The organism is Streptomyces sp. NPDC048560, assembly GCF_040650955.1.
Taxonomy (GTDB): Bacteria; Actinomycetota; Actinomycetes; order Streptomycetales; family Streptomycetaceae; genus Streptomyces.
The window spans coordinates 478,969-496,389 of sequence record NZ_JBEZIJ010000001.1 but is presented as its reverse complement, the minus strand read 5'-3'; the positions used below and the strand labels follow the sequence as shown (position 1 = coordinate 496,389).

The following is a 17,421-nucleotide window of genomic DNA, read 5'->3' as shown; positions in this document are numbered from 1 at the left end:
GCTCGCACCCCGGCACCGTCACCACCTCCGCCGGAGGCGCGGCCAGGTGACCCGTACGGCGGATGTGGTGGTGATCGGCGGCGGCCAGGCAGGGCTCGCCGCCGGCTGGTACCTACGAAGGCTCGGCGCCGACTTCGTCATCCTCGACGCCCAGGCCACGCCGGGAGGAGCCTGGCAGCACGCCTGGGACTCGCTCCACCTGTTCTCCCCGGCCGCCTACTCCTCCCTGCCCGGCCGTCTCATGCCGCGGCAGGAGGGCAAGCCCTTCCCCGACGTCTCCCACGTCCTGGAGTACATCGCCGACTACGAGAAGCGCTACGAACTCCCCGTACAGCGCGGCGTGCACGTCGAGGCCGTCCGTGACGCCGGAGAACTCCTGAGGGTCGAGACGGACCGCGGCAGCTGGAGCGCCCGGGCGGTCATCAGCGCCACCGGCACATGGGGGCGCCCCTTCCTGCCCGCGGTCCCGGGCCGGTCGGACTTCCGGGGCCGACAGCTCCACACGGTCGACCACCGCAGCCCGCGCGACTTCGCCGGGCAGCGCGTGATCGTGGTCGGCGGCGGCAACTCCGGTGCCCAGATCGCCGCCGACCTCGCGCCGCACGCCACCGTCCGCTGGGTCACCCGGCGCCCCGCCCGCTACCTCCCGGACGAGATCGACGGCCGGGCCCTGTTCGAACTCGCCACCCAGCGGGTCCGGGACGGCGGTCCCCGCATCTCCGACCTCGGCGACATCGTCACCGTTCCGCCCGTCCGCGCAGCCCGCGACGCCGGACTCATCCCCGACCACCGCATGTTCGAGGCCCTCACGCCCGACGGCGCCCGCTGGCCCGACGGCACGGTGTGGCCCGCCGACTCGGTCATCTGGTGCACCGGTTTCCGTCCCGCCCTCGCCCACCTCGCCCCGCTTGGCCTGCGCGCGGAGGCGGGCCGCATCCCCACGGAAGGCACACGCGCCCTCGCCGACCCGCGGATCCACCTCCTCGGTTACGGCGACTGGACGGGCCCGGCCTCAGCCACTCTCATCGGCGTCGGCCGCACCGCCCGCGAAGCCACCCGCGAAATCGCCGCCCTCCTGGGGCCGGTGAGCTGAGCGGGGCGCTGCGGCGCTGCGTGAGGACCGGTGCTCCGGCGCGGAACGGGCCCCGCCCCCGGGGTAGACGTCGTCCCGCGGGTATGCGAAAGCCCGCACCCGGTCCGCCGTGGTCGCCGATGTCGGCGGCCTGCGGGCCGGGTGCGGGCGGGTAGGCGGTTCGTCCCGCGTCAAGCGGTGCGGACCGCCTGACCGTGGATCAGGCCTTCTTCGTCTCCTTGAAGATGAAGTCGATCCGCTCGATCAGTTCCAGAGCCTTCTGGCCCGTCGCCGGGTCGTTCGAGCCCTTGGCCGCGGAGAGCGCCTTCAGGGTGTCGTTGACCAGCTGGTGCAGCTCCGGGAACTTCTCGAAGTGCGGGGGCTTGAAGTAGTCGCTCCAGAGCACCGAGACGTGGTGCTTCGCGAGCTCGGCACGCTGTTCCTTGATCAGAACGGCGCGCGTGCGGAAGTCCGCGTCCTCGTTGGCCTGGTACTTCTCCTGGACGGCCTTGACGGACTCCGCCTCGATGCGGGCCTGGGCCGGGTCGTACACACCGCAGGGCAGGTCGCAGTGTGCGCTGACCTTCACCTTGGGGGCAAACAGGCGGGAAAGCATGGAGCTGTCCTTCCTCGTGATCGTCTTCTCAGGTGGGACATTACTCCGTGAGACCCGGCTTTTTGCGGGTGCCCCCATGGGCTTAGGCCAAAAGTCCAGGGTGAGGATGGGACCAGTGGCCGAATGTACGGAGCGTCGCGGGTGGCGTGTACTGGAGGACGGACCGGGAGGTGCCAGGGAGATGCCGGGGCTGACACAGGGGCCGGGGCGAGGACGGACGGCGCGGGCGCGGTTTCAGGTGGTGGAGGTGACGGGGCCCTCCATGGTGCCCACGCTCTATCACGGGGACTGGCTGCTCGTGCAGTTCGGGGCGCCGGTGCGCCCCGGGGACGTGGTGATCCTGCGGCATCCCTTCCAGCAGGATCTGCTGGTGGTGAAGCGTGCCGCCGAGCGCCGCGGGGCCGGCTGGTGGGTGCTCGGCGACAACACGTTCGCGGGCGGGGACAGCACGGATTACGGGACGGTGCCCGAGGAGCTGGTGCTGGCCCGTGCCCGGGCCCGCTACCGGCCGCTCAAGAAGGATCAGCGGTCGGTGCTCGGCCTGCTGGGCTGGGCGGCGTCCGCGCTGAGGCCGGTCTCCGCCGACCGTTCGGTCTCCAGGCGCTTGCGGGCGCGGTAGGCGGCCACGTTGGCCCGGGTCGCGCAGCGGTCCGAGCAGTAGCGCCGTGAGCGGTTGGTCGAGGTGTCCAGGTACGCGTTGCGGCACGGAGCCGCCTCGCACAGGCCGAGCCGGTCCACGCCGTGCGAGGTGAGATGGAAGGCGAGGCCCATCACCGCGATCGCGGCGTACCCGGCCGTCGCGTTCGAGGGGTGGTCGGCCAGGTGCATGTGCCAGTCCGGCTTGCCGTCCTCGTCCCGGGTGTCGTGGCCGGAGATCTGCGGGCTGACCGGGAACTCCAGCAGCAGTGAGTTGAGCAGGTCGACCGCGAGGGTCTCGTCGCCGCCGTCGGCCGCCTCGAAGACGGCGCGCAGCCTCGCCCGTACCGACCGGAACCGCGTCACGTCCGCGTCCGTCGCCCGCCGCGCGGCCTGCGCATTGGCGCCGAAGAGCTCACGGACGGCGTCGACCGAGGTCAGGGCGTCCTTGTTGCGGGCCGGCTCCTCGGTGTTGACCAGGCGCACGGCGTAGTCCGAGTAATAGGCCAGTTCCACTTGTAGTCCTTACGGCGTCGGTCTAAGGTCGATGCATCGACCAGTGTAATGGGCGGTTGACGCAATTGGGTATTACGGGTACGACCTGGAGGTTCGGGTGGCGAACACGGTGACAGGTGCCGACTGGCCGGCATGGCAGGCCGGCTGGGACCGGCAGCAGGAGTGGTACATGCCGGACCGCGAGGAGCGGTTCCGGGTGATGCTGGACATGGTCGAGGCCGTGGTGGGGCCCGAGCCGCGCGTCCTCGACCTGGCGTGCGGTACGGGAAGTATCACGGACCGGCTCCTCAAGCGGTTCCCGGAGGCGACGAGTACGGGTGTCGACCTCGACCCCGCGCTGCTCGCCATCGCCCGCGGCACCTTCGAGGGCGACGAACGGGTCAGCTTCGTCACCGCGGACCTGAAGGACCCCTCCTGGACGGAGCGGCTGCCCTTCGACTCGTACGACGCCGTGCTGACCGCCACCGCGCTGCACTGGCTGCACAGTGAGCCGCTGGCCGCACTGTACGGGCAGCTCGGCCAACTGGTCAGGGACGGCGGTCTGTTCATGAACGCGGACCGGATGATCGACGCCGGGACCCCGCGCATCAACGCGGCCGAGCGCGCCCACCGGCACGCCGGGATGGACCGCGCCAGGGCGGCGGGCGTCCTGGACTGGGCCGACTGGTGGGCCCTCGCCGCCAAGGACCCGGTGCTCGCCGCGCCGACCGCCGAGCGGTTCGAGATCTACGGTGAGCACGCCGACGGCGACATGCCGTCCGCGCAGTGGCACGCCCGCACCCTCCGCGAAGCCGGCTTCGCGGAGGCCCGTACGGTCTGGGCCTCGCCCTCGGACACCATGGTGCTCGCGCTCAAGTAGGCGGGGACGCGCGAAGGGGCGGTACGGACCTGGTCCGTACCGCCCCTTCGCGTAATGCCGGGTGCCTACAGCACCTTCGACAGGAACGACTTCGTCCGGTCGTGCTGCGGGTTCGTCAGGACGTCGCGCGGGTGGCCGGACTCGACCACCACGCCGTCGTCCATGAAGACCAGCGCGTCGCCGACCTCGCGGGCGAAGCCCATCTCGTGCGTGACGACGATCATCGTCATGCCGTCCTCGGCCAGACCGCGCATGACGTCGAGGACGTCACCGACCAGCTCCGGGTCGAGCGCGGACGTCGGCTCGTCGAAGAGCATCAGCTTGGGCTCCATGGCCAGCGCACGGGCGATGGCCACCCGCTGCTGCTGACCGCCGGAGAGCTGCGACGGGTAGTTCTTCGCCTTGTCCGAGAGGCCGACACGGTCCAGCAGGCTGATGGCGCGCTCGCGGGCCACGGCCCTCGACTCGCCCTTGACCTGGACCGGCGCCTCCATGACGTTCTCCATCGCCGTCATGTGGGGGAACAGGTTGAAGCGCTGGAAGACCATGCCGATGTCACGGCGCTTCAGAGCGACTTCGCTGTCCTTGAGCTCGTAGAGCTTGTCGCCCTTCTGGCGGTAGCCGACGAGCTCGCCGTCGACGTACAGCCGGCCGGCGCTGACCTGCTCCAGGTGGTTGATGCACCGGAGGAAGGTCGACTTGCCCGAGCCCGAGGGGCCGATGAGGCAGAACACCTCACCCTTGGCCACCTCCAGGTCGATGCCCTTGAGGATGTGAGCGGCGCCGAAGGACTTGTGTACGCCTTCGGCCTTCACCATGGCGGTCATGCACTGCCTCCCTTGGGGCGGCCCAGGGACAGGACGTTGGCCCGGATCTTCTGCAGCGGCGTCGGCGGCAGGCTCCGGCTGGAACCCCGCGCGTAGTACCGCTCCAGGTAGTACTGGCCGACGCTCAGCACCGACGTCATGATCAAGTACCAGGCCGCGGCCAGGAAGTACATCTCGACCGGTGCGCCGGACGTCTGCCCGATGTCCTGGGCGTACCGGAACAGCTCGGAGAACTGCACGGCGGCGACCAGCGAGGTCGTCTTGAGCATGTTGATGACTTCGTTGCCCGTGGGCGGCACGATCACGCGCATCGCCTGCGGGACCACGATGCGTCGCAGCGTCTTGCTGTGGCTCATGCCCAGCGCCTGCGAGGCCTCGGTCTGGCCCTCGTCGACCGAGAGCAGACCGGCGCGGCAGATCTCGGCCATGTACGCGGCCTCGTTGAGACCCAGGCCGAGGAGCGCGGTCAGCAGCGGCGTCATGAAGGACGACCACTCGTCCTTGTAGACGGGCCCGAGGTTGATGTACTCGAAGACCAGGCCCAGGTTGAACCAGACGAAGAGCTGGACCAGGACCGGGGTGCCGCGGAAGAACCAGATGTAGAACCAGGCGATCGACGAGGTCACCGGGTTCTTCGACAGGCGCATGACGGCGAGCAGGATGCCGCCGACCACGCCGATCACCATCGACAGGGCGGTCAGGAGCAGTGTCTGCCCGACCCCCTTGAGGATGCGGTCGTCGAAGAAGTAGTCCGGGATCGCGTCCCAGTTGATCCGGCCCTGGGAGAAGGCGTAGACGATCGCCGCGAACGCGATGAGCGCGATCGCCCCGGAGAGGTAGCGGCCGTAGTGCCGGACCGGGATGGCCTTGATGGCCTCCGGTCCGCCCGCCGGAGTCGGGGGAGTGGGCGGCTCGTCGGCCGGCCCTGTCTTCTTGATGTCAGTCACAGGTGATGCCTTTCAGCGCCGGTCCGGGTCAGGAGCCGCCGTTGATCTTGGCCTCGGTGACCGCGCCGGCCTCGACGCCCCACTTGGCGATGATCTTCTCGTACTCGCCGTTCTTGATGATGGCGTCCAGGGCCGCCTGCACGGCCTTGGTGAGCTCGTCGTTGCCCTTGGCGACGGCGATGCCGTACGGGGCCGCCTCGACCTGGTCGCCGACGATCTCGAAGTCCTTGCCGCCGCCGGAGGTCTTCACCGCGTACGCGGCGACCGGGAAGTCGGAGGAGCCGGCGTCGGCGCCGCCGCCGCGCAGCCGGGTCTGGGCCTCCAGGTCGGTGTCGAAGGCCTCGATGGCGATCTTCTTGCCGCCGGCGCACTTCTCGGACTCCGCCTTGGCGAGGTCGTGCGAGACGGTGCCGCGCTGGACGGCGATCTTCTTGCCGCAGAGGTCGGCCCAGGTGCTGATGCCCTTGGTGTCGCCCTTCTTGGTGTAGATCGAGACACCGGCGGTGAAGTAGTCGACGAAGTCGACGCCCTCGCCGACCTTCTTGCCGGTCTCCGAGTCGACGCCGGTCTGACGGTCCTTGGTGTCCGTCATGGCCGACATCGCGAGGTCGTAGCGCTTCGAGCGCAGACCCGTGATCAGCGTGTCGAAGGTGCCGTTCTCGAACTGGAACTTCACACCGAGCTGCTTGCCCAGAGCGGCTCCGAGATCGGGGTCGATGCCGACGACCTTGCCGGAGCTGTCCTTGAACTCGACCGGCGGGTACGCAATGTCCGAACCGACCTTGACGACACCCTTGTCCTTGATGTCCTTGGGCAGGAGATCGGCGAGCGGGGCGGCCTTCGTCGTGGCCGTCTCCGAGCTCTCGGTGCCGCTGTCGGTCTGGTCGCCGCATGCGGTCAGCAGCAGGGCGCCGGCGACCGCGATGGCGCTGACCGCTGCAATCCGGGACTTAGCGGTCGTGCGACGAGTGGTGCTTGCGGTCATGATGGGGTCCTCCGGCGTGGTGAGGTGAGCTGCCAAGCGGGGTGCGAACGTCCGGTCGGGCGTCGCGACCCTGTGTGATTCAGGCATCTTGCCATTCGGACTAGCCCATTCAGGGTGCTTGGCATGTCAAAATCGGATAACGGGCCACCCCCGTACCCCAACGGGCCGGTACATCAAGGCCGGACCTTCTGTTGAGATTCCATCTTTCTGCCGGAGAATCTCCGGCGTGTCTCGACTGCTGGACGACCTTTATGCCGCTGAGTGGACTTGTCCCGATATTCGACTATGAGTCATGTCACCGCGTCGATACCGACTCGTCCGAGGTGCGCTTCATCCGGTAAGAAAGACGTTTACACCCCTCATCCGGGGCTCAGGGCGCGTGTGCGGCGCGCCCGCGCGTATGTACCTCCCCTGGCGGAGCGGGCCACCCGTTCAGTGCCAGGCGCGTACGCGGTCCCCGCCCACCCCTCCTCAACCAGGAGTGGCCACCCTCAAACGATGAAGACTTAAGGGGTCAATACCATGGCAGCGGAGATCGTCAATCCTCGCAGCGACAGCAAGACGCACGGTGCGGCCAGTGCGGACAACGACACCAGCGGTACGGGCGGCCTGACCGGCACGCCGGACGAGTTCTTCGATCCGGCCTTCGCCCTGCACCGCGGCGGCAAGATGGCCATCCAGGCCACCGTCCCCGTGCGCGACAAGGACGACCTGTCCCTCGCCTACACGCCCGGCGTGGCCAAGGTGTGCAGCGCCATCGCCGAGAACCCCGAGCTCGTCAACGACTACACCTGGAAGTCGCAGGTCGTGGCGGTCGTGACGGACGGCACCGCGGTCCTCGGCCTCGGGGACATCGGTCCCGAGGCGTCCCTCCCCGTGATGGAGGGCAAGGCGATCCTGTTCAAGCAGTTCGGCGGCGTCGACGCGGTCCCGATCGCGCTCGCCACGACGGACGCGGACGAGATCGTGGAGACCGTGGTCCGGCTCGCGCCGTCCTTCGGCGGGGTCAACCTGGAGGACATCTCGGCGCCCCGCTGCTTCGAGATCGAGCGCAAGCTCCAGGAGCGCCTGGACATCCCGGTCTTCCACGACGACCAGCACGGCACCGCCGTCGTGACGCTCGCGGCCCTGCGCAACGCCGCGAAGCTCTCCGGCCGGACCCTGGGCGATCTGCGCGGCGTCATCTCCGGCGCCGGCGCGGCCGGAGTGGCCATCGCCAAGTTCCTGCTGGAGGCGGGCATCGGCGACATCGCCGTCGCCGACCGCAAGGGCATCGTCAGCCGGGACCGCGAGGACCTGACGGACGTGAAGCGCGAACTCGCCGAGATCACCAACAAGGCCGGGATCTCCGGCTCCCTGGAGACGGCGCTGGCAGGCGCCGACGTCTTCATCGGCGTCTCCGGCGGTACGGTGCCCGAGCCGGCCGTCGCCTCGATGGCCCCCGGCGCGTACGTCTTCGCGATGGCCAACCCGACGCCCGAGGTGCACCCCGACATCGCGCACAAGTACGCGGCCGTCGTGGCGACCGGGCGTTCGGACTACCCCAACCAGATCAACAACGTGCTGGCCTTCCCCGGCATCTTCGCGGGCGCGCTCCAGGTCCGGGCCTCCCGGATCACCGAGGGCATGAAGATCGCCGCGGCGAACGCGCTGGCGGACGTCGTGGGTGACGAGCTCGCGGCGGACTACGTGATCCCGTCGCCGTTCGACGAGCGGGTGGCGCCGGCGGTGACCGCGGCGGTCGCCGCGGCCGCCCGGGCCGAGGGTGTGGCGCGGCGCTGAGGTAGCGCGGGTGCGCCGGGACGGGCGGGGTGCGAGTGGGCTGCGGCGGGCGGATCGCCCGCGGCGGGCCGGTTGCCCCCGCCCCTTCCCGTGTCCTGGCCCGCCGCCCCGCCTCCGGCGCTTCGAGGGCCGGAAGTGAGGGGGACGGGACCGGGTTTGGCGTGTGTCACACCGCCAGGCGGTTACGCGGCGAATCGCTCCGTCCTATCGTCAGGGCCATGTTCGCCGCCTACGCAGCACGTATCGACCGCGACCAGCCCCTCAACGGACTTGAGCTGGGTGAACGCCCCGCCCCCGAGGCGCGTCCCGGCTGGACCACCGTCAAGGTCAGGGCCGCCTCCCTCAACCACCACGACCTCTGGTCCCTGCGGGGCGTCGGCCTCGCCGAGGACAAGCTGCCGATGATCCTCGGCTGCGACGCCGCCGGAATCGACCAGGACGGCAACGAGGTCGTCCTGCACTCCGTCATCGGCCAGACCGGCCACGGGGTCGGGGCGAACGAGCCGCGCTCCATCCTCACCGAGCGCTACCAGGGCACCTTCGCCGAGCAGGTCACCGTCCCGTCCTGGAACGTCCTGGCGAAGCCCAAGGAGCTCTCCTTCGAGGAGGCCGCCTGTCTGCCGACCGCATGGCTCACCGCCTACCGGATGCTCTTCACCAACGCCGGAGTGCGTCCCGGTGACTCGGTGCTCGTCCAGGGCGCGGGCGGTGGTGTCGCCACCGCGGCGATCGTCCTCGGAAAGGCGGCCGGGCTGCGCGTCTACGCCACCAGCCGCGACGAGGCCAAGCGCAAGCGGGCCGTCGAGCTCGGGGCCGTCGAGGCGTTCGAGTCCGGTGCCCGGCTCCCCCACCGCGTCGACGCGGTCATCGAGACGGTGGGTGCCGCGACGTGGTCGCACTCGGTGAAGTCCCTGCGGCCCGGCGGGACCCTGGTCATCTCCGGCGCCACGAGCGGCGACCGGCCCGCACACGCCGAGCTGACCCGGATCTTCTTCCTGGAGCTGAAGGTCGTCGGCTCGACGATGGGCTCGAAGGAGGAGCTGGAGAGCCTGCTGGCGTTCTGCGCGGCCACCGGTGTACGGCCCGTCATCGACGAGGTGCTGCCGCTCGACAGGGCTCGTGAAGGGTTCGAGCGGCTCGCCTCCGGCGACCAGTTCGGGAAGATCGTGCTGACGGCCTGACCCGCGCCCCCCCTCCCGCTTCTGTCAACAGTGGTTGACACTCCCAAGTTGTCAACGTAAGTTGACGTCATGACCGAAGCAACGGATCTCGCCGCGCGTGCCGGCGACCATGACCCGCGTGTCGGGCTGCGGGCGGTCGCCGCGCTGCGGCGGCTGCTCGAACAGCTCGAAGCCGTCCAGGTGAGAAGCGCCCGCGTCCAGGGCTGGTCGTGGCAGGAGATCGCGGCCGAGCTGGGTGTGAGCCGGCAGGCCGTCCACAAGAAGCACGGGAGGCTTTGATGTTCGAGCGATTCACCAAGGGCGCGCGTGCCACCGTGACCGGTGCCGTGACCCACGCGGAGCTGGTCGGGGCCGGCTCGGTCACCGAGGAGCATCTGCTGCTCGCGCTGCTGGACCAGGAGGGCAGCCGGGCCTCCTTCGCCGCGGCGGCGCTCGGACTCACGGACCGACGCGCCTCGGTGGAGGCCGCACTCGCCGACGCCCGTCGGCGTGGCGGTCTGACCAGGGCTGATACGGACGCGCTCGCGGGCATCGGGATCGATGTCGGCGAGATCGTGGCCCGGGTCGAGGGAGCGCACGGCGCGGGCGCGCTGGCGGGTGACCGCAAGGGCCGGCGGTGGTGGTCCGCGCAACGGCCCTTCACGCGCGGCGCGAAGAGCATCCTGGAGAACTCCCTCAGGGTGGCCCTGGGGCGCGGCGACCGCTTCATCGGTGAGGAGCACCTTCTGCTGGCGCTCACGGCCCGCCCCGGCGTGGTCGCGGACGTCCTCGCGGAGCACGGGGCGACGTACGCGACCGTGGAGCGGGCGCTGTACGGGGCCGGGGGCGAGGGGCAGGGGCACGCGAAGGCGGGCTGAGTCCACGTCGATCTCGGCTGCCCGGTGTTCAGGGTTCCTCCACGCCTCCGAGGTGGTGGAGGAACCCCGTCCGCCACCTCGTCAGCCGCTGCCCGGGCCCCCGTCGGCGGGCTTCCGCAGCAGGGCGTCGATCCGGGTCGCCGCCGTCGACAGGTGGCGCCGCGCCTCGGTCAGCTGGTCCTCGGTGACGCCCCGGTCCCGGGCCGCGTCGCGGATCTCGTCGCGGAAGCGGTCCAGGAGGCGGTCCAGGTCGCGGGCCGGATCGCCCGAGCCCGCGGTGTCCTTGCCCCAGTCCGGGTCGGCCTCGGGGGCCGCGGTGTCCGGCCGGGCGGTGGTGGTGTCGGTGGAGGCGGTGGCCTCCGTGCTGTCGGTGGCGGGGGCGGCGGAGGGCCAGGTGCCGGTACGGGCGAAGTTGCCCAGCTGGCCGGTGATCTCCGCGAGGCCCTCCCGTACGCCCGTGGGCCAGTCGCCCCGTGCGAAGTGCTCCTGGACCTGGCGGGCGGCGTTCTGCATCTGCTCGTTCGCCCTCTCGTGGGCCTCCTTGGCCTGGCGGCGGGCCTGCTGGGCGTCCTCGCGGGCGCGCCGCGACTCGTCCTTCGCGCGGCGGGCCTGCTCCTTCCACTCCTGCTTGGCCTTGCGCAGCTCTTCCTTCGCCAGTCGCCACGCCTCGCTGTTGCCGAGGTCGCCGAGGTCCGCCGGTCCGGTCTCCCAGCCGCTCCTGCCCGAGGCCGTGTGGCGCGACTCGGAGGCCGCAGCCCGCATGTCGCTGCGCAGCCTGCCCGCCGCCCCCCGCACGTCGTCGCGGATCTCCGCCGCCAGTTCGGCGACCGACTCGCGGATCTCCAGCTCCAGATCGGCCAGCTCGCCGCTGCGGCCCGCCAGCTCGGCACGCCCGGCGTCGGTGATCGAGTAGACCTTGCGGCCGCCCTCCGTGGCATGGGTGACCAGGCCCTCGGCCTCCAGCTTGGCGAGGCGCGGATAGACGGTGCCCGCTGAGGGGGCGTACAGGCCCTGGAAGCGCTCCTCCAGCAGCCGGATCACCTCGTAGCCGTGGCGCGGCGCCTCGTCCAGCAGCTTGAGCAGGTAGAGACGCAGGCGGCCATGGGCGAATACGGGGGCCATGTCAGAGCACCTTTCCGGTCGGCTCGGAGTCGTAGGGGCCGTCCTCGGCCGGTGGGCGGCGCAGCAGGGCGATCGCGCCGGAGACGGTCGTCGCGCGCAGCGTGCCCGTGCCCGCGCCCAGTGTCCCGGTGATCTTCTTCGCTCCCCACATGCCACTGACCCGCAGGTCCTCGAAGGCGTTGGAGACGGCTCCGCTCGCGGTGTTCGCCTCGACCTTCGCGTCGGCGGGGTGCGGCAGTCGGATGGCGATCTCGCCGGAGACCGTGGCCAGCCGGATGTCCGTGGGTTTTCCCGACGGGTCGAGATCCAGCACCATGTCGCCGCTGACCGATTCGGCGCGTACGGAACTTCCGGCGCCCTCGACGACCGTCAGATCGCCGGACACGGAGTGGAAGCGGAGGTCCCCGGTGACGGCCTGGGCCTCCAGGCTGCCGGAGACCGTCTCTCCGCGCACCGCCCCGGAGAGGCCGACGAGGGTGGTGTCGCCGGTGACGCCGCGCACCTCCGTGCGCCCCCGGATGCCGGAGACGACCGCTCCGGCCCCGACGACGCCGACCTCGACGGACGAGCCGGCCGGGACGGCGAGCGAGACGACGGCGCGGCGCCCGCGGTTCTTCGGGTCGAGCCACTTGAGGAACCCTGTCCAGGGCAGGTCCTCGTAGGCGACCGTGAGGACGCCGTCCTCCTGGGTCACGACGAGCGGGGGGCCCTCGACGTCCGAGATCTCCAGACGGGCGTGCTCCTCCTCCGTACCGACCACGTTGACGGCGCCGTTGACGACACGTACGTGCAGCGCCGTCACCGGGTCGTCGAAGGTGAGCTTCCGGGGCTCGGCGATGGACCACGTCGACACCGGCATGGATCTGACCTTCCGTCGGGTGCGAAGTGACGCAACATATCGCGTCTCCTGGAGAACACGATATATCGCGGTCCGGGGAAGTCAAGACTGTTCAAGCAGGGCGATATGGCCGTCAAAGTGCGCCAGACATGGGCAAACTGCCCTAGCGTGTGAGGCATGAACGCGACACCCGTAGGAGCGCTGCTGCTGTGCCGGGCCGCCCCCGAGGCCGTACGGCCGCCGGCGCATCTCCTCCGAGAGCCGATGGTGCTCACACCCGCCGGGGCCGGCTGGAGCGTGCTCGTGCCGGAGGGCAAGCCCTGGCGGGAGGGGCCGGGCGGCGGTGAGGGGGAGCCCGTCGACCGGGTGACGGGCGGCTGGGCGACCGCGCTCGCGGTCGGTTCCACCTGGCCGGTTCTCGCCCTCTGGTGGGACGGCGACCGGGCCGGTTACACCCTCGCGTCCGGATTCCGCCGCCCCGTCGGATACATCTGGCTCGCCGACGGCACCCCCGTCGGCGAGGACGAGGCCATGCGTACCTTCGCGGTCCGCCTCGGCCTCGATCCCGTCCTGGACGTCCAGGCGCTGGAGGCACTGACCCGGCAGGACCCCGACGCGGACGCCGACGCCCGGCTGCGCGGGCTGCTTGCCGTCCTCGCCCGGACCGGGGTGGTGCTCCCGGCCGGGCTGGGTCCAGGTGAGCCCGCCGACCGGCTGCGCGAGAGCGCCGGTGCCCAGCATGAAGCGGAACGGATCGAGTGGGCCGGCTGGCGCGACGCGGTACGCGTCGAACTCGACGCGGTGGAGAGCGGCAGTCTCGGCCCGTGGGTGCGGGGCCCGAGGGCCCGCGCGATCGCCGCCGCGCAGCTCGTCGTGGGTGTCCCGCTCCTGCTGGCGGGCCTCAGGCGGCGCAGCGGCGGCTGGCTCGTGGCCGGGGGCGTGCTGCTGGCGCAGGGCGCGCTCGGGCTCGCCTACAACCGGATCAGAGGCGAAGCGGAGGCTTTCGGCACCCGCTGAACCCTCACTCGTCCTCGTCGTCCTCGTCGTCCAGCCGGGCCAGCCAGGTGGCGAGGCGCTCGACCGGCACCTCGAAGTCGGGGTTCAGGTCGACGAACGTCCGCAGCTGCTCGGCCAGCCACTCGAAGGTGACCTCCTCCTCGCCGCGCCGCTTCTCCAGCTCCTCGATGCCACGATCGGTGAAATACATGTGCTGCGCTCGCTCCGGTTGAGGACGGTCATGGTCCCCACCAGGGTATGGCGTGCCCGGACGGGACATGGCCGGGAACCGCCCCCCGGCACCCCGGCGTCCTGCCTCACATCCCTCGCACCGGTCACGGACTGCCGCTAATCTGCGGGGAGTTGGGGAACGGGGGGGTGTCATGGGTGACAGTGGGGCCCGTATTACGCGCATTGAGATGCCGGACGGAACACCGGTCTGGGCGCGGATCTCCGGGGCCGAGGAACTGGAGCGTCCGGCAGGCGGTCTGGCCTACACGGACATCGGCTACGCGGACATCGCCGACCAGGTACAGGCCAGGGTCGAGAGTCTGACCGGGGTGGTGACCAGCGTCGCGCGGTCCCTCGCCGAGCCCCTGCGCGCCGTGCGGCCCGACGAGGTCAGTGTGGAGTTCGGCATCGAGCTCACGGCGAAGGCGGGCAGGGTCGTCGGCCTGCTGGCGGACGGCGAGGCCAAGGGCGGCATCAAGGTCACGCTCACCTGGAACGGCGGCGGACCGCCCGTCGGTCCGCCGGCCGCCCCACCGGTGCCCTCGCAGGCGCCTCCGCCGCCCACCGTGGCCCCGTCCGCGCCACCGGTCCCCTCCGCACCGCCGTCCCCGTCCCCGCCTTCCGTCGCACCCGCGCCCACGCAGCCGGTGGGCGCACCCGCCGGTGAGCCGTCCGCCGGTGCGCCCACCGGCGCAGCGGCGCATCCGGCCGACGCCCCCGGGCCCGGCGGCAGCGGCTCATGACAGGGGCGGCCGGAGGGGGCGCAGAGGGCGGCTGGGACAGGACCACCCTTGCTCTGATGAACCTCGTGATGGCGGCGACCGTACGCATCCATCGGCCGGAGCCCGGGTATGCCCCTGACGGAACCGGCAGGGGCTTTCTGGGCAGCGGCTTCTTCGTCGCCCCGAGCTGGGTCCTCACATGCGCGCACGTCGCGATGCAGGGGGAGGGGCGCGAAGTGGACGTGGTGTTCAGGGCCGACCGCGACAGCGCCACCGAGACGTCCGTCCCTGGGACGGTCGTCGCGACACTGCCCGAGCCCGGCCCCGGTGGGCAGGGGCCGCGCCCGCCCGTCGGCTGGGCCGCGCCCGACCTGGCTCTCATCCGGCTGCGAAGGCCGGTCGACCACGCCTGTGTGTACGTCACCGAGCGCCCGGCGGCCATGCTCCCGGGCGGCACCGTCCACTACGTGGGCTGGACCGGTCCGCGCGACGGGTATCTGGCGGCGGTGACCGGCGACTGCACGGTCAAGGGCATGTTCGGCGGGCCGGCCGACGCCGAGCAGCAGATCAGGCTGGGCGGGGACTGGCTGGAGCCCGGCATGTCCGGCGGGCCTGTCGTCGACCTCGCCCGGGGCGAGGTGGTCGGCGTCCTTAAGTCGCGGCTCGACGGCGAGCAGGGCGGCACCGCCGTCGGGATCGAACGGCTGCGGACCATGCCGGTCCCGGGCGCCGCGCCCCATGACCCGCACACCGATACGTACCAGGCGGTCTTCCACGCCCATGACCGCTACCACTCGGACCGTCACAACAGCCCCGCAAGCACCGAGCGGACCTGGGCCGACACGCAGAGCGAGCTCCCCGCCAGGCCGGGGCGCACCCTCAGCCCCAGGCAGCGCATCGACCTGCTCGGCCGGCTCGCCGAATTCCCGCCGCCGGTCAGCACCCGGGCCCTGCTCGACCTCCTGGACGGCCTCCCGGACGTCCACGCGCGCGACCACCGTCCCGCCCCGCGCGGCTGGCGGGACGGTCTCGGCGCGCTGTACGAGGTGCGCGACGGCAACGGCGCGCTGGAGCTGATCCTGCGCTACTGCATGGCCGTCATCGCGGCCGACCGGCCCCACGGCCACCCGCCCGCCGCCGGCGCCGCGCAGGCCCTGTGGGAGTGGGTCCGCAGGATGGCCGACGACCACCTCTCCAGGACCTTCCGCAAGGAGCTGGCCGTGCTGTGGGGGGCGGCCCGCCACCGCACGGACGAGCACCGCAGGCCCGTCCTGATCCCTGCCGCCCCGGCCCGGCACAGGGAACGGCTCTTCGTGCTGCTGGCGCTGGAGCTACGCGGCTGGGAGCAGAACCACTACGACTGGCGGATCAGCGTCGGCGACACACTCGGGGACTTCCTGCCCGTGGCGGAGGACGTCCGCGGCACCGCCCTCGCCGATCTGCCGGGGCGGCTCGCCGCGCCGCTGACCGAGGCGTTCCGCCGGTGCGACGAGCCGGAGGGGCCCGCCGTGCTCCAGGTCGCGGCCGGCCTGCCGCTGCTCGGACTCGACGTGGCCGACTGGCGCCTGGCGCCCGGCGATCCGCCCCTGGGGGCCGTACGCCCCGTCGTCGTCCGCCGCTCCGACCAGCCGCCGAGGAGCGAGGAGTGGCTGAAGGAGCGCAAGGCGCGCTGGAACCGGACGGGGGCGGCGGTGATGCGTGCCCACGCGCTCGACTGCGACGACGGGATCAAGGTGCGCGTTCCGGAGGCGGAGGCCCTGCGCACCCTGGCGTACGGCACGGTTCCGCTGCTGTGCCACTACGCCACGGACACCCGGCCCGACGACGCGGCCGGTTTCGACCGGCTGCTGAACAGCGGCATCGGCGTGGCGCTGTGGCGGCGGCGCGGGGGAGAAGGCGCGGCCGTCTGCACGGAGTTCCACCGGCGGGCCGCCGACACGGTGGAGGCAACCCGTACGACCGAGCAACTGCCGTACAAGGTCCACGAATTGAGGAAGGGTGTCCATGCGGGGCGGATCGAGACGTTCTGGTCGGACGGCTTGACGCTCTATTACGACGATCCGCACCAGCCCCTGCCCGGAACCGAAGAGCTCCTGGAGGCGCCATGACCGCAGGCTCCGGCCCGCCCCTTACGGAGCGTGCACCGGCTCGCTACCGTGAAGCACGCCTGGCAACGGCCCCTCCGGTGGACGAGCGACGACGAGGAACGCTATGAGTGAACCCAGTGAGTGGCTCATCTACCGAGGGGCCGGCGAACCGCACGAGGGCATGGAGCGGCTCCCCGCGCCGCCGCCGTGGCGGGACTTCGGCGGGCGCGGAGCTGCCGAGGGCGGCGAGGCGGACGGCTCCGCCGACCGGCGGCTGGGCAGCCACCGGCACATGGCCGAGCTGCACAGGCCGGGCGCCGAGGAACTCGAAATGATCAACGCGGCGCTCTATCTGCGCAGGCCGCTGCTGGTCACCGGGAGCCCCGGCGCGGGCAAGAGCACCCTGGCCCACTCCGTCGCCCACGAACTGGGCCTGGGCCGGGTCCTGCGATGGCCCGTCGTCAGCCGCTCCACCCTGCTCGACGGGCTGTACCACTACGACGCCATCGCCCGGCTCCAGGACGTCCAGATCGCCGCCCACGGCGGGGCCGTGGCGCCCGGGGCCGGTCCGGCGGACAGCATCGGCAGCTACATCAGGCTCGGCCCGCTCGGCACGGCCCTGCTGCCCTCCGACCGGCCGCGCGTACTGCTCATCGACGAGCTGGACAAGAGCGACATCGACCTGCCGAACGACCTCCTCAACGTGCTGGAGGAGGGCGAGTTCGCCATTCCGGAGCTGGAGCGGATCGCCGACCGGCTGCCCGACGGCGAGGCGGTGGTCCTCGACAACGACGGCAACAAGGTCGCGGTAAAGGGCGGCCGGGTGCAGTGCTCGGCCTTCCCCTTCATCGTCCTCACGAGCAACGGCGAACGAGACTTCCCCGCCCCGCTCATGCGGCGCTGCATCCACCTGGAGCTCGGCCGCCCCGACCACCAGCGGCTGGCCACGTTCGTTCGCGCGCACCTCGGCGACGAGGCGGCCCGCTCCGGGGACGACCTCATCACGCACTTCCTGGAGCGCTCACGCGGCGAACTCCTCGCCACCGACCAGCTGCTGAACGCGATCTACCTCACGGACGCCGCCGCCCCGGCCGGCCGTGACCGCCTCGCCGACCTGCTCATCCAGCGACTCGACCGGCCGAGGTGA

19 protein-coding genes are annotated in these 17,421 nt (G+C 71.5%); 11 read left to right on the top strand and 8 right to left on the bottom strand.

Going from position 1 to position 17,421, the window contains the following annotated elements; all coding sequences use genetic code 11:
- The first annotated feature begins 46 nt into the window (after positions 1-46).
- A complete protein-coding gene (locus tag AB0C82_RS02105; RefSeq protein ID WP_362835354.1) occupies positions 47-1,093 on the top strand; it encodes an ArsO family NAD(P)H-dependent flavin-containing monooxygenase in 1,047 nt (348 codons plus the stop codon).
- 199 nt (positions 1,094-1,292) lie between these two features.
- On the opposite strand, the gene sodN is transcribed toward AB0C82_RS02105, so the two are convergent.
- Positions 1,293-1,688, bottom strand: coding sequence for a superoxide dismutase, Ni (sodN, locus tag AB0C82_RS02100; RefSeq protein ID WP_362835352.1), 396 nt, complete (start codon positions 1,686-1,688; stop codon positions 1,293-1,295).
- Between the two features lie 181 nt (positions 1,689-1,869).
- Here sodN and sodX point away from each other — a divergent pair, with 181 nt between their 5' ends.
- A complete protein-coding gene (sodX, locus tag AB0C82_RS02095; RefSeq protein ID WP_362835350.1) occupies positions 1,870-2,307 on the top strand; it encodes a nickel-type superoxide dismutase maturation protease in 438 nt (145 codons plus the stop codon).
- On the opposite strand, the gene AB0C82_RS02090 is transcribed toward sodX, so the two are convergent.
- Positions 2,211-2,840, bottom strand: a complete 630-nt coding sequence (locus AB0C82_RS02090) for a CGNR zinc finger domain-containing protein (protein ID WP_362835348.1) — start codon at positions 2,838-2,840, stop codon at positions 2,211-2,213. The two genes, sodX and AB0C82_RS02090, sit on opposite strands and share 97 nt — an antisense overlap.
- Positions 2,841-3,009: 169 nt before the next feature.
- On the opposite strand from AB0C82_RS02090, the gene AB0C82_RS02085 reads away from it, so the two are divergent.
- Complete coding sequence (locus tag AB0C82_RS02085) at positions 3,010-3,699, top strand: class I SAM-dependent methyltransferase (RefSeq protein ID WP_362836977.1); 690 nt, start codon at positions 3,010-3,012, stop codon at positions 3,697-3,699.
- A gap of 65 nt (positions 3,700-3,764) precedes the next feature.
- Here the strand turns inward: AB0C82_RS02085 and AB0C82_RS02080 are convergent, their stop codons facing one another.
- The 3 genes from AB0C82_RS02080 to AB0C82_RS02070 are packed head-to-tail and all read right to left on the bottom strand — an operon-like array spanning position 3,765 to position 6,458.
- The gene (locus AB0C82_RS02080) at positions 3,765-4,526 is read right to left on the bottom strand and encodes an amino acid ABC transporter ATP-binding protein (RefSeq protein ID WP_362835346.1); all 762 of its coding nucleotides are present in this window, start codon (positions 4,524-4,526) and stop codon (positions 3,765-3,767) included.
- Positions 4,523-5,473 (bottom strand): amino acid ABC transporter permease, encoded by a 951-nt coding sequence (locus AB0C82_RS02075; RefSeq protein ID WP_362835344.1) that lies wholly within the window; start codon positions 5,471-5,473, stop codon positions 4,523-4,525. The genes AB0C82_RS02080 and AB0C82_RS02075 overlap by 4 nt, the downstream gene beginning before the upstream one ends.
- Before the next feature lie 28 nt (positions 5,474-5,501).
- Positions 5,502-6,458 carry an ABC transporter substrate-binding protein gene (locus tag AB0C82_RS02070; RefSeq protein WP_362835342.1) on the bottom strand — a complete coding sequence of 319 codons (957 nt, stop codon included), beginning with the start codon at positions 6,456-6,458 and terminating at the stop codon, positions 5,502-5,504.
- A 522-nt stretch (positions 6,459-6,980) separates the two neighbouring features.
- Between AB0C82_RS02070 and AB0C82_RS02065 the strand changes: the two genes are divergently transcribed.
- From AB0C82_RS02065 to AB0C82_RS02050, 4 genes are all read left to right on the top strand, one after another.
- Positions 6,981-8,240, top strand: coding sequence for an NADP-dependent malic enzyme (locus AB0C82_RS02065; protein ID WP_362835340.1), 1,260 nt, complete (start codon positions 6,981-6,983; stop codon positions 8,238-8,240).
- A 218-nt stretch (positions 8,241-8,458) separates the two neighbouring features.
- Positions 8,459-9,421 carry a zinc-binding dehydrogenase gene (locus tag AB0C82_RS02060; protein WP_362835338.1) on the top strand — a complete coding sequence of 321 codons (963 nt, stop codon included), beginning with the start codon at positions 8,459-8,461 and terminating at the stop codon, positions 9,419-9,421.
- Between the two features lie 69 nt (positions 9,422-9,490).
- Positions 9,491-9,700, top strand: coding sequence for a helix-turn-helix domain-containing protein (locus AB0C82_RS02055; protein ID WP_362835336.1), 210 nt, complete (start codon positions 9,491-9,493; stop codon positions 9,698-9,700).
- A complete protein-coding gene (locus AB0C82_RS02050) occupies positions 9,700-10,278 on the top strand; it encodes a Clp protease N-terminal domain-containing protein (RefSeq protein WP_362835334.1) in 579 nt (192 codons plus the stop codon). The genes AB0C82_RS02055 and AB0C82_RS02050 overlap by 1 nt, the downstream gene beginning before the upstream one ends.
- Before the next feature lie 81 nt (positions 10,279-10,359).
- Here the strand turns inward: AB0C82_RS02050 and AB0C82_RS02045 are convergent, their stop codons facing one another.
- Together AB0C82_RS02045 and AB0C82_RS02040 are read right to left on the bottom strand one after the other, a co-directional pair.
- Positions 10,360-11,400 (bottom strand): helix-turn-helix transcriptional regulator, encoded by a 1,041-nt coding sequence (locus AB0C82_RS02045; protein ID WP_362835332.1) that lies wholly within the window; start codon positions 11,398-11,400, stop codon positions 10,360-10,362.
- Position 11,401: 1 nt separating this feature from the next.
- Complete coding sequence (locus AB0C82_RS02040; protein WP_362835330.1) at positions 11,402-12,259, bottom strand: DUF4097 family beta strand repeat-containing protein; 858 nt, start codon at positions 12,257-12,259, stop codon at positions 11,402-11,404.
- 156 nt (positions 12,260-12,415) lie between these two features.
- Here AB0C82_RS02040 and AB0C82_RS02035 point away from each other — a divergent pair, with 156 nt between their 5' ends.
- Positions 12,416-13,255 (top strand): hypothetical protein, encoded by an 840-nt coding sequence (locus tag AB0C82_RS02035; RefSeq protein WP_362835329.1) that lies wholly within the window; start codon positions 12,416-12,418, stop codon positions 13,253-13,255.
- Between the two features lie 4 nt (positions 13,256-13,259).
- On the opposite strand, the gene AB0C82_RS02030 is transcribed toward AB0C82_RS02035, so the two are convergent.
- On the bottom strand, positions 13,260-13,445 hold the full coding sequence (locus tag AB0C82_RS02030; RefSeq protein WP_010061466.1) for a DUF6104 family protein: 186 nt from the start codon (positions 13,443-13,445) through the stop codon (positions 13,260-13,262).
- 172 nt (positions 13,446-13,617) lie between these two features.
- Here AB0C82_RS02030 and AB0C82_RS02025 point away from each other — a divergent pair, with 172 nt between their 5' ends.
- The 3 genes from AB0C82_RS02025 to AB0C82_RS02015 all read left to right on the top strand — a co-directional run bounded on the left by AB0C82_RS02025 (position 13,618) and on the right by AB0C82_RS02015 (position 17,421).
- Positions 13,618-14,208 carry a CU044_2847 family protein gene (locus AB0C82_RS02025; RefSeq protein WP_362835328.1) on the top strand — a complete coding sequence of 197 codons (591 nt, stop codon included), beginning with the start codon at positions 13,618-13,620 and terminating at the stop codon, positions 14,206-14,208.
- 56 nt (positions 14,209-14,264) lie between these two features.
- Entirely contained in the window at positions 14,265-16,295 is a 2,031-nt protein-coding gene (locus tag AB0C82_RS02020; RefSeq protein ID WP_362835327.1) for a trypsin-like peptidase domain-containing protein, read from the top strand.
- 103 nt (positions 16,296-16,398) lie between these two features.
- A complete protein-coding gene (locus tag AB0C82_RS02015) occupies positions 16,399-17,421 on the top strand; it encodes a MoxR family ATPase (RefSeq protein ID WP_362835326.1) in 1,023 nt (340 codons plus the stop codon).

Excerpts from the sequence above, each read along its gene's own strand:
- sodN (WP_362835352.1), bottom strand. The coding sequence starts at position 1,688 with ATGCTTTCCCGCCTGTTTGCCCCCAAGGTGAAGGTCAGCGCACACTGC.
- sodX (WP_362835350.1), top strand. The coding sequence starts at position 1,870 with ATGCCGGGGCTGACACAGGGGCCGGGGCGAGGACGGACGGCGCGGGCG.
- AB0C82_RS02085 (WP_362836977.1), top strand. The coding sequence starts at position 3,010 with ATGCCGGACCGCGAGGAGCGGTTCCGGGTGATGCTGGACATGGTCGAG.
- AB0C82_RS02080 (WP_362835346.1), bottom strand. The coding sequence starts at position 4,526 with ATGACCGCCATGGTGAAGGCCGAAGGCGTACACAAGTCCTTCGGCGCC.
- AB0C82_RS02070 (WP_362835342.1), bottom strand. The coding sequence starts at position 6,458 with ATGACCGCAAGCACCACTCGTCGCACGACCGCTAAGTCCCGGATTGCA.
- AB0C82_RS02065 (WP_362835340.1), top strand. The coding sequence starts at position 6,981 with ATGGCAGCGGAGATCGTCAATCCTCGCAGCGACAGCAAGACGCACGGT.
- AB0C82_RS02060 (WP_362835338.1), top strand. The coding sequence starts at position 8,459 with ATGTTCGCCGCCTACGCAGCACGTATCGACCGCGACCAGCCCCTCAAC.
- AB0C82_RS02055 (WP_362835336.1), top strand. The coding sequence starts at position 9,491 with ATGACCGAAGCAACGGATCTCGCCGCGCGTGCCGGCGACCATGACCCG.
- AB0C82_RS02050 (WP_362835334.1), top strand. The coding sequence starts at position 9,700 with ATGTTCGAGCGATTCACCAAGGGCGCGCGTGCCACCGTGACCGGTGCC.
- AB0C82_RS02045 (WP_362835332.1), bottom strand. The coding sequence starts at position 11,400 with ATGGCCCCCGTATTCGCCCATGGCCGCCTGCGTCTCTACCTGCTCAAG.
- AB0C82_RS02040 (WP_362835330.1), bottom strand. The coding sequence starts at position 12,259 with ATGCCGGTGTCGACGTGGTCCATCGCCGAGCCCCGGAAGCTCACCTTC.
- AB0C82_RS02035 (WP_362835329.1), top strand. The coding sequence starts at position 12,416 with ATGAACGCGACACCCGTAGGAGCGCTGCTGCTGTGCCGGGCCGCCCCC.
- AB0C82_RS02030 (WP_010061466.1), bottom strand. The coding sequence starts at position 13,445 with ATGTATTTCACCGATCGTGGCATCGAGGAGCTGGAGAAGCGGCGCGGC.
- AB0C82_RS02025 (WP_362835328.1), top strand. The coding sequence starts at position 13,618 with ATGGGTGACAGTGGGGCCCGTATTACGCGCATTGAGATGCCGGACGGA.
- AB0C82_RS02020 (WP_362835327.1), top strand. The coding sequence starts at position 14,265 with ATGAACCTCGTGATGGCGGCGACCGTACGCATCCATCGGCCGGAGCCC.
- AB0C82_RS02015 (WP_362835326.1), top strand. The coding sequence starts at position 16,399 with ATGAGTGAACCCAGTGAGTGGCTCATCTACCGAGGGGCCGGCGAACCG.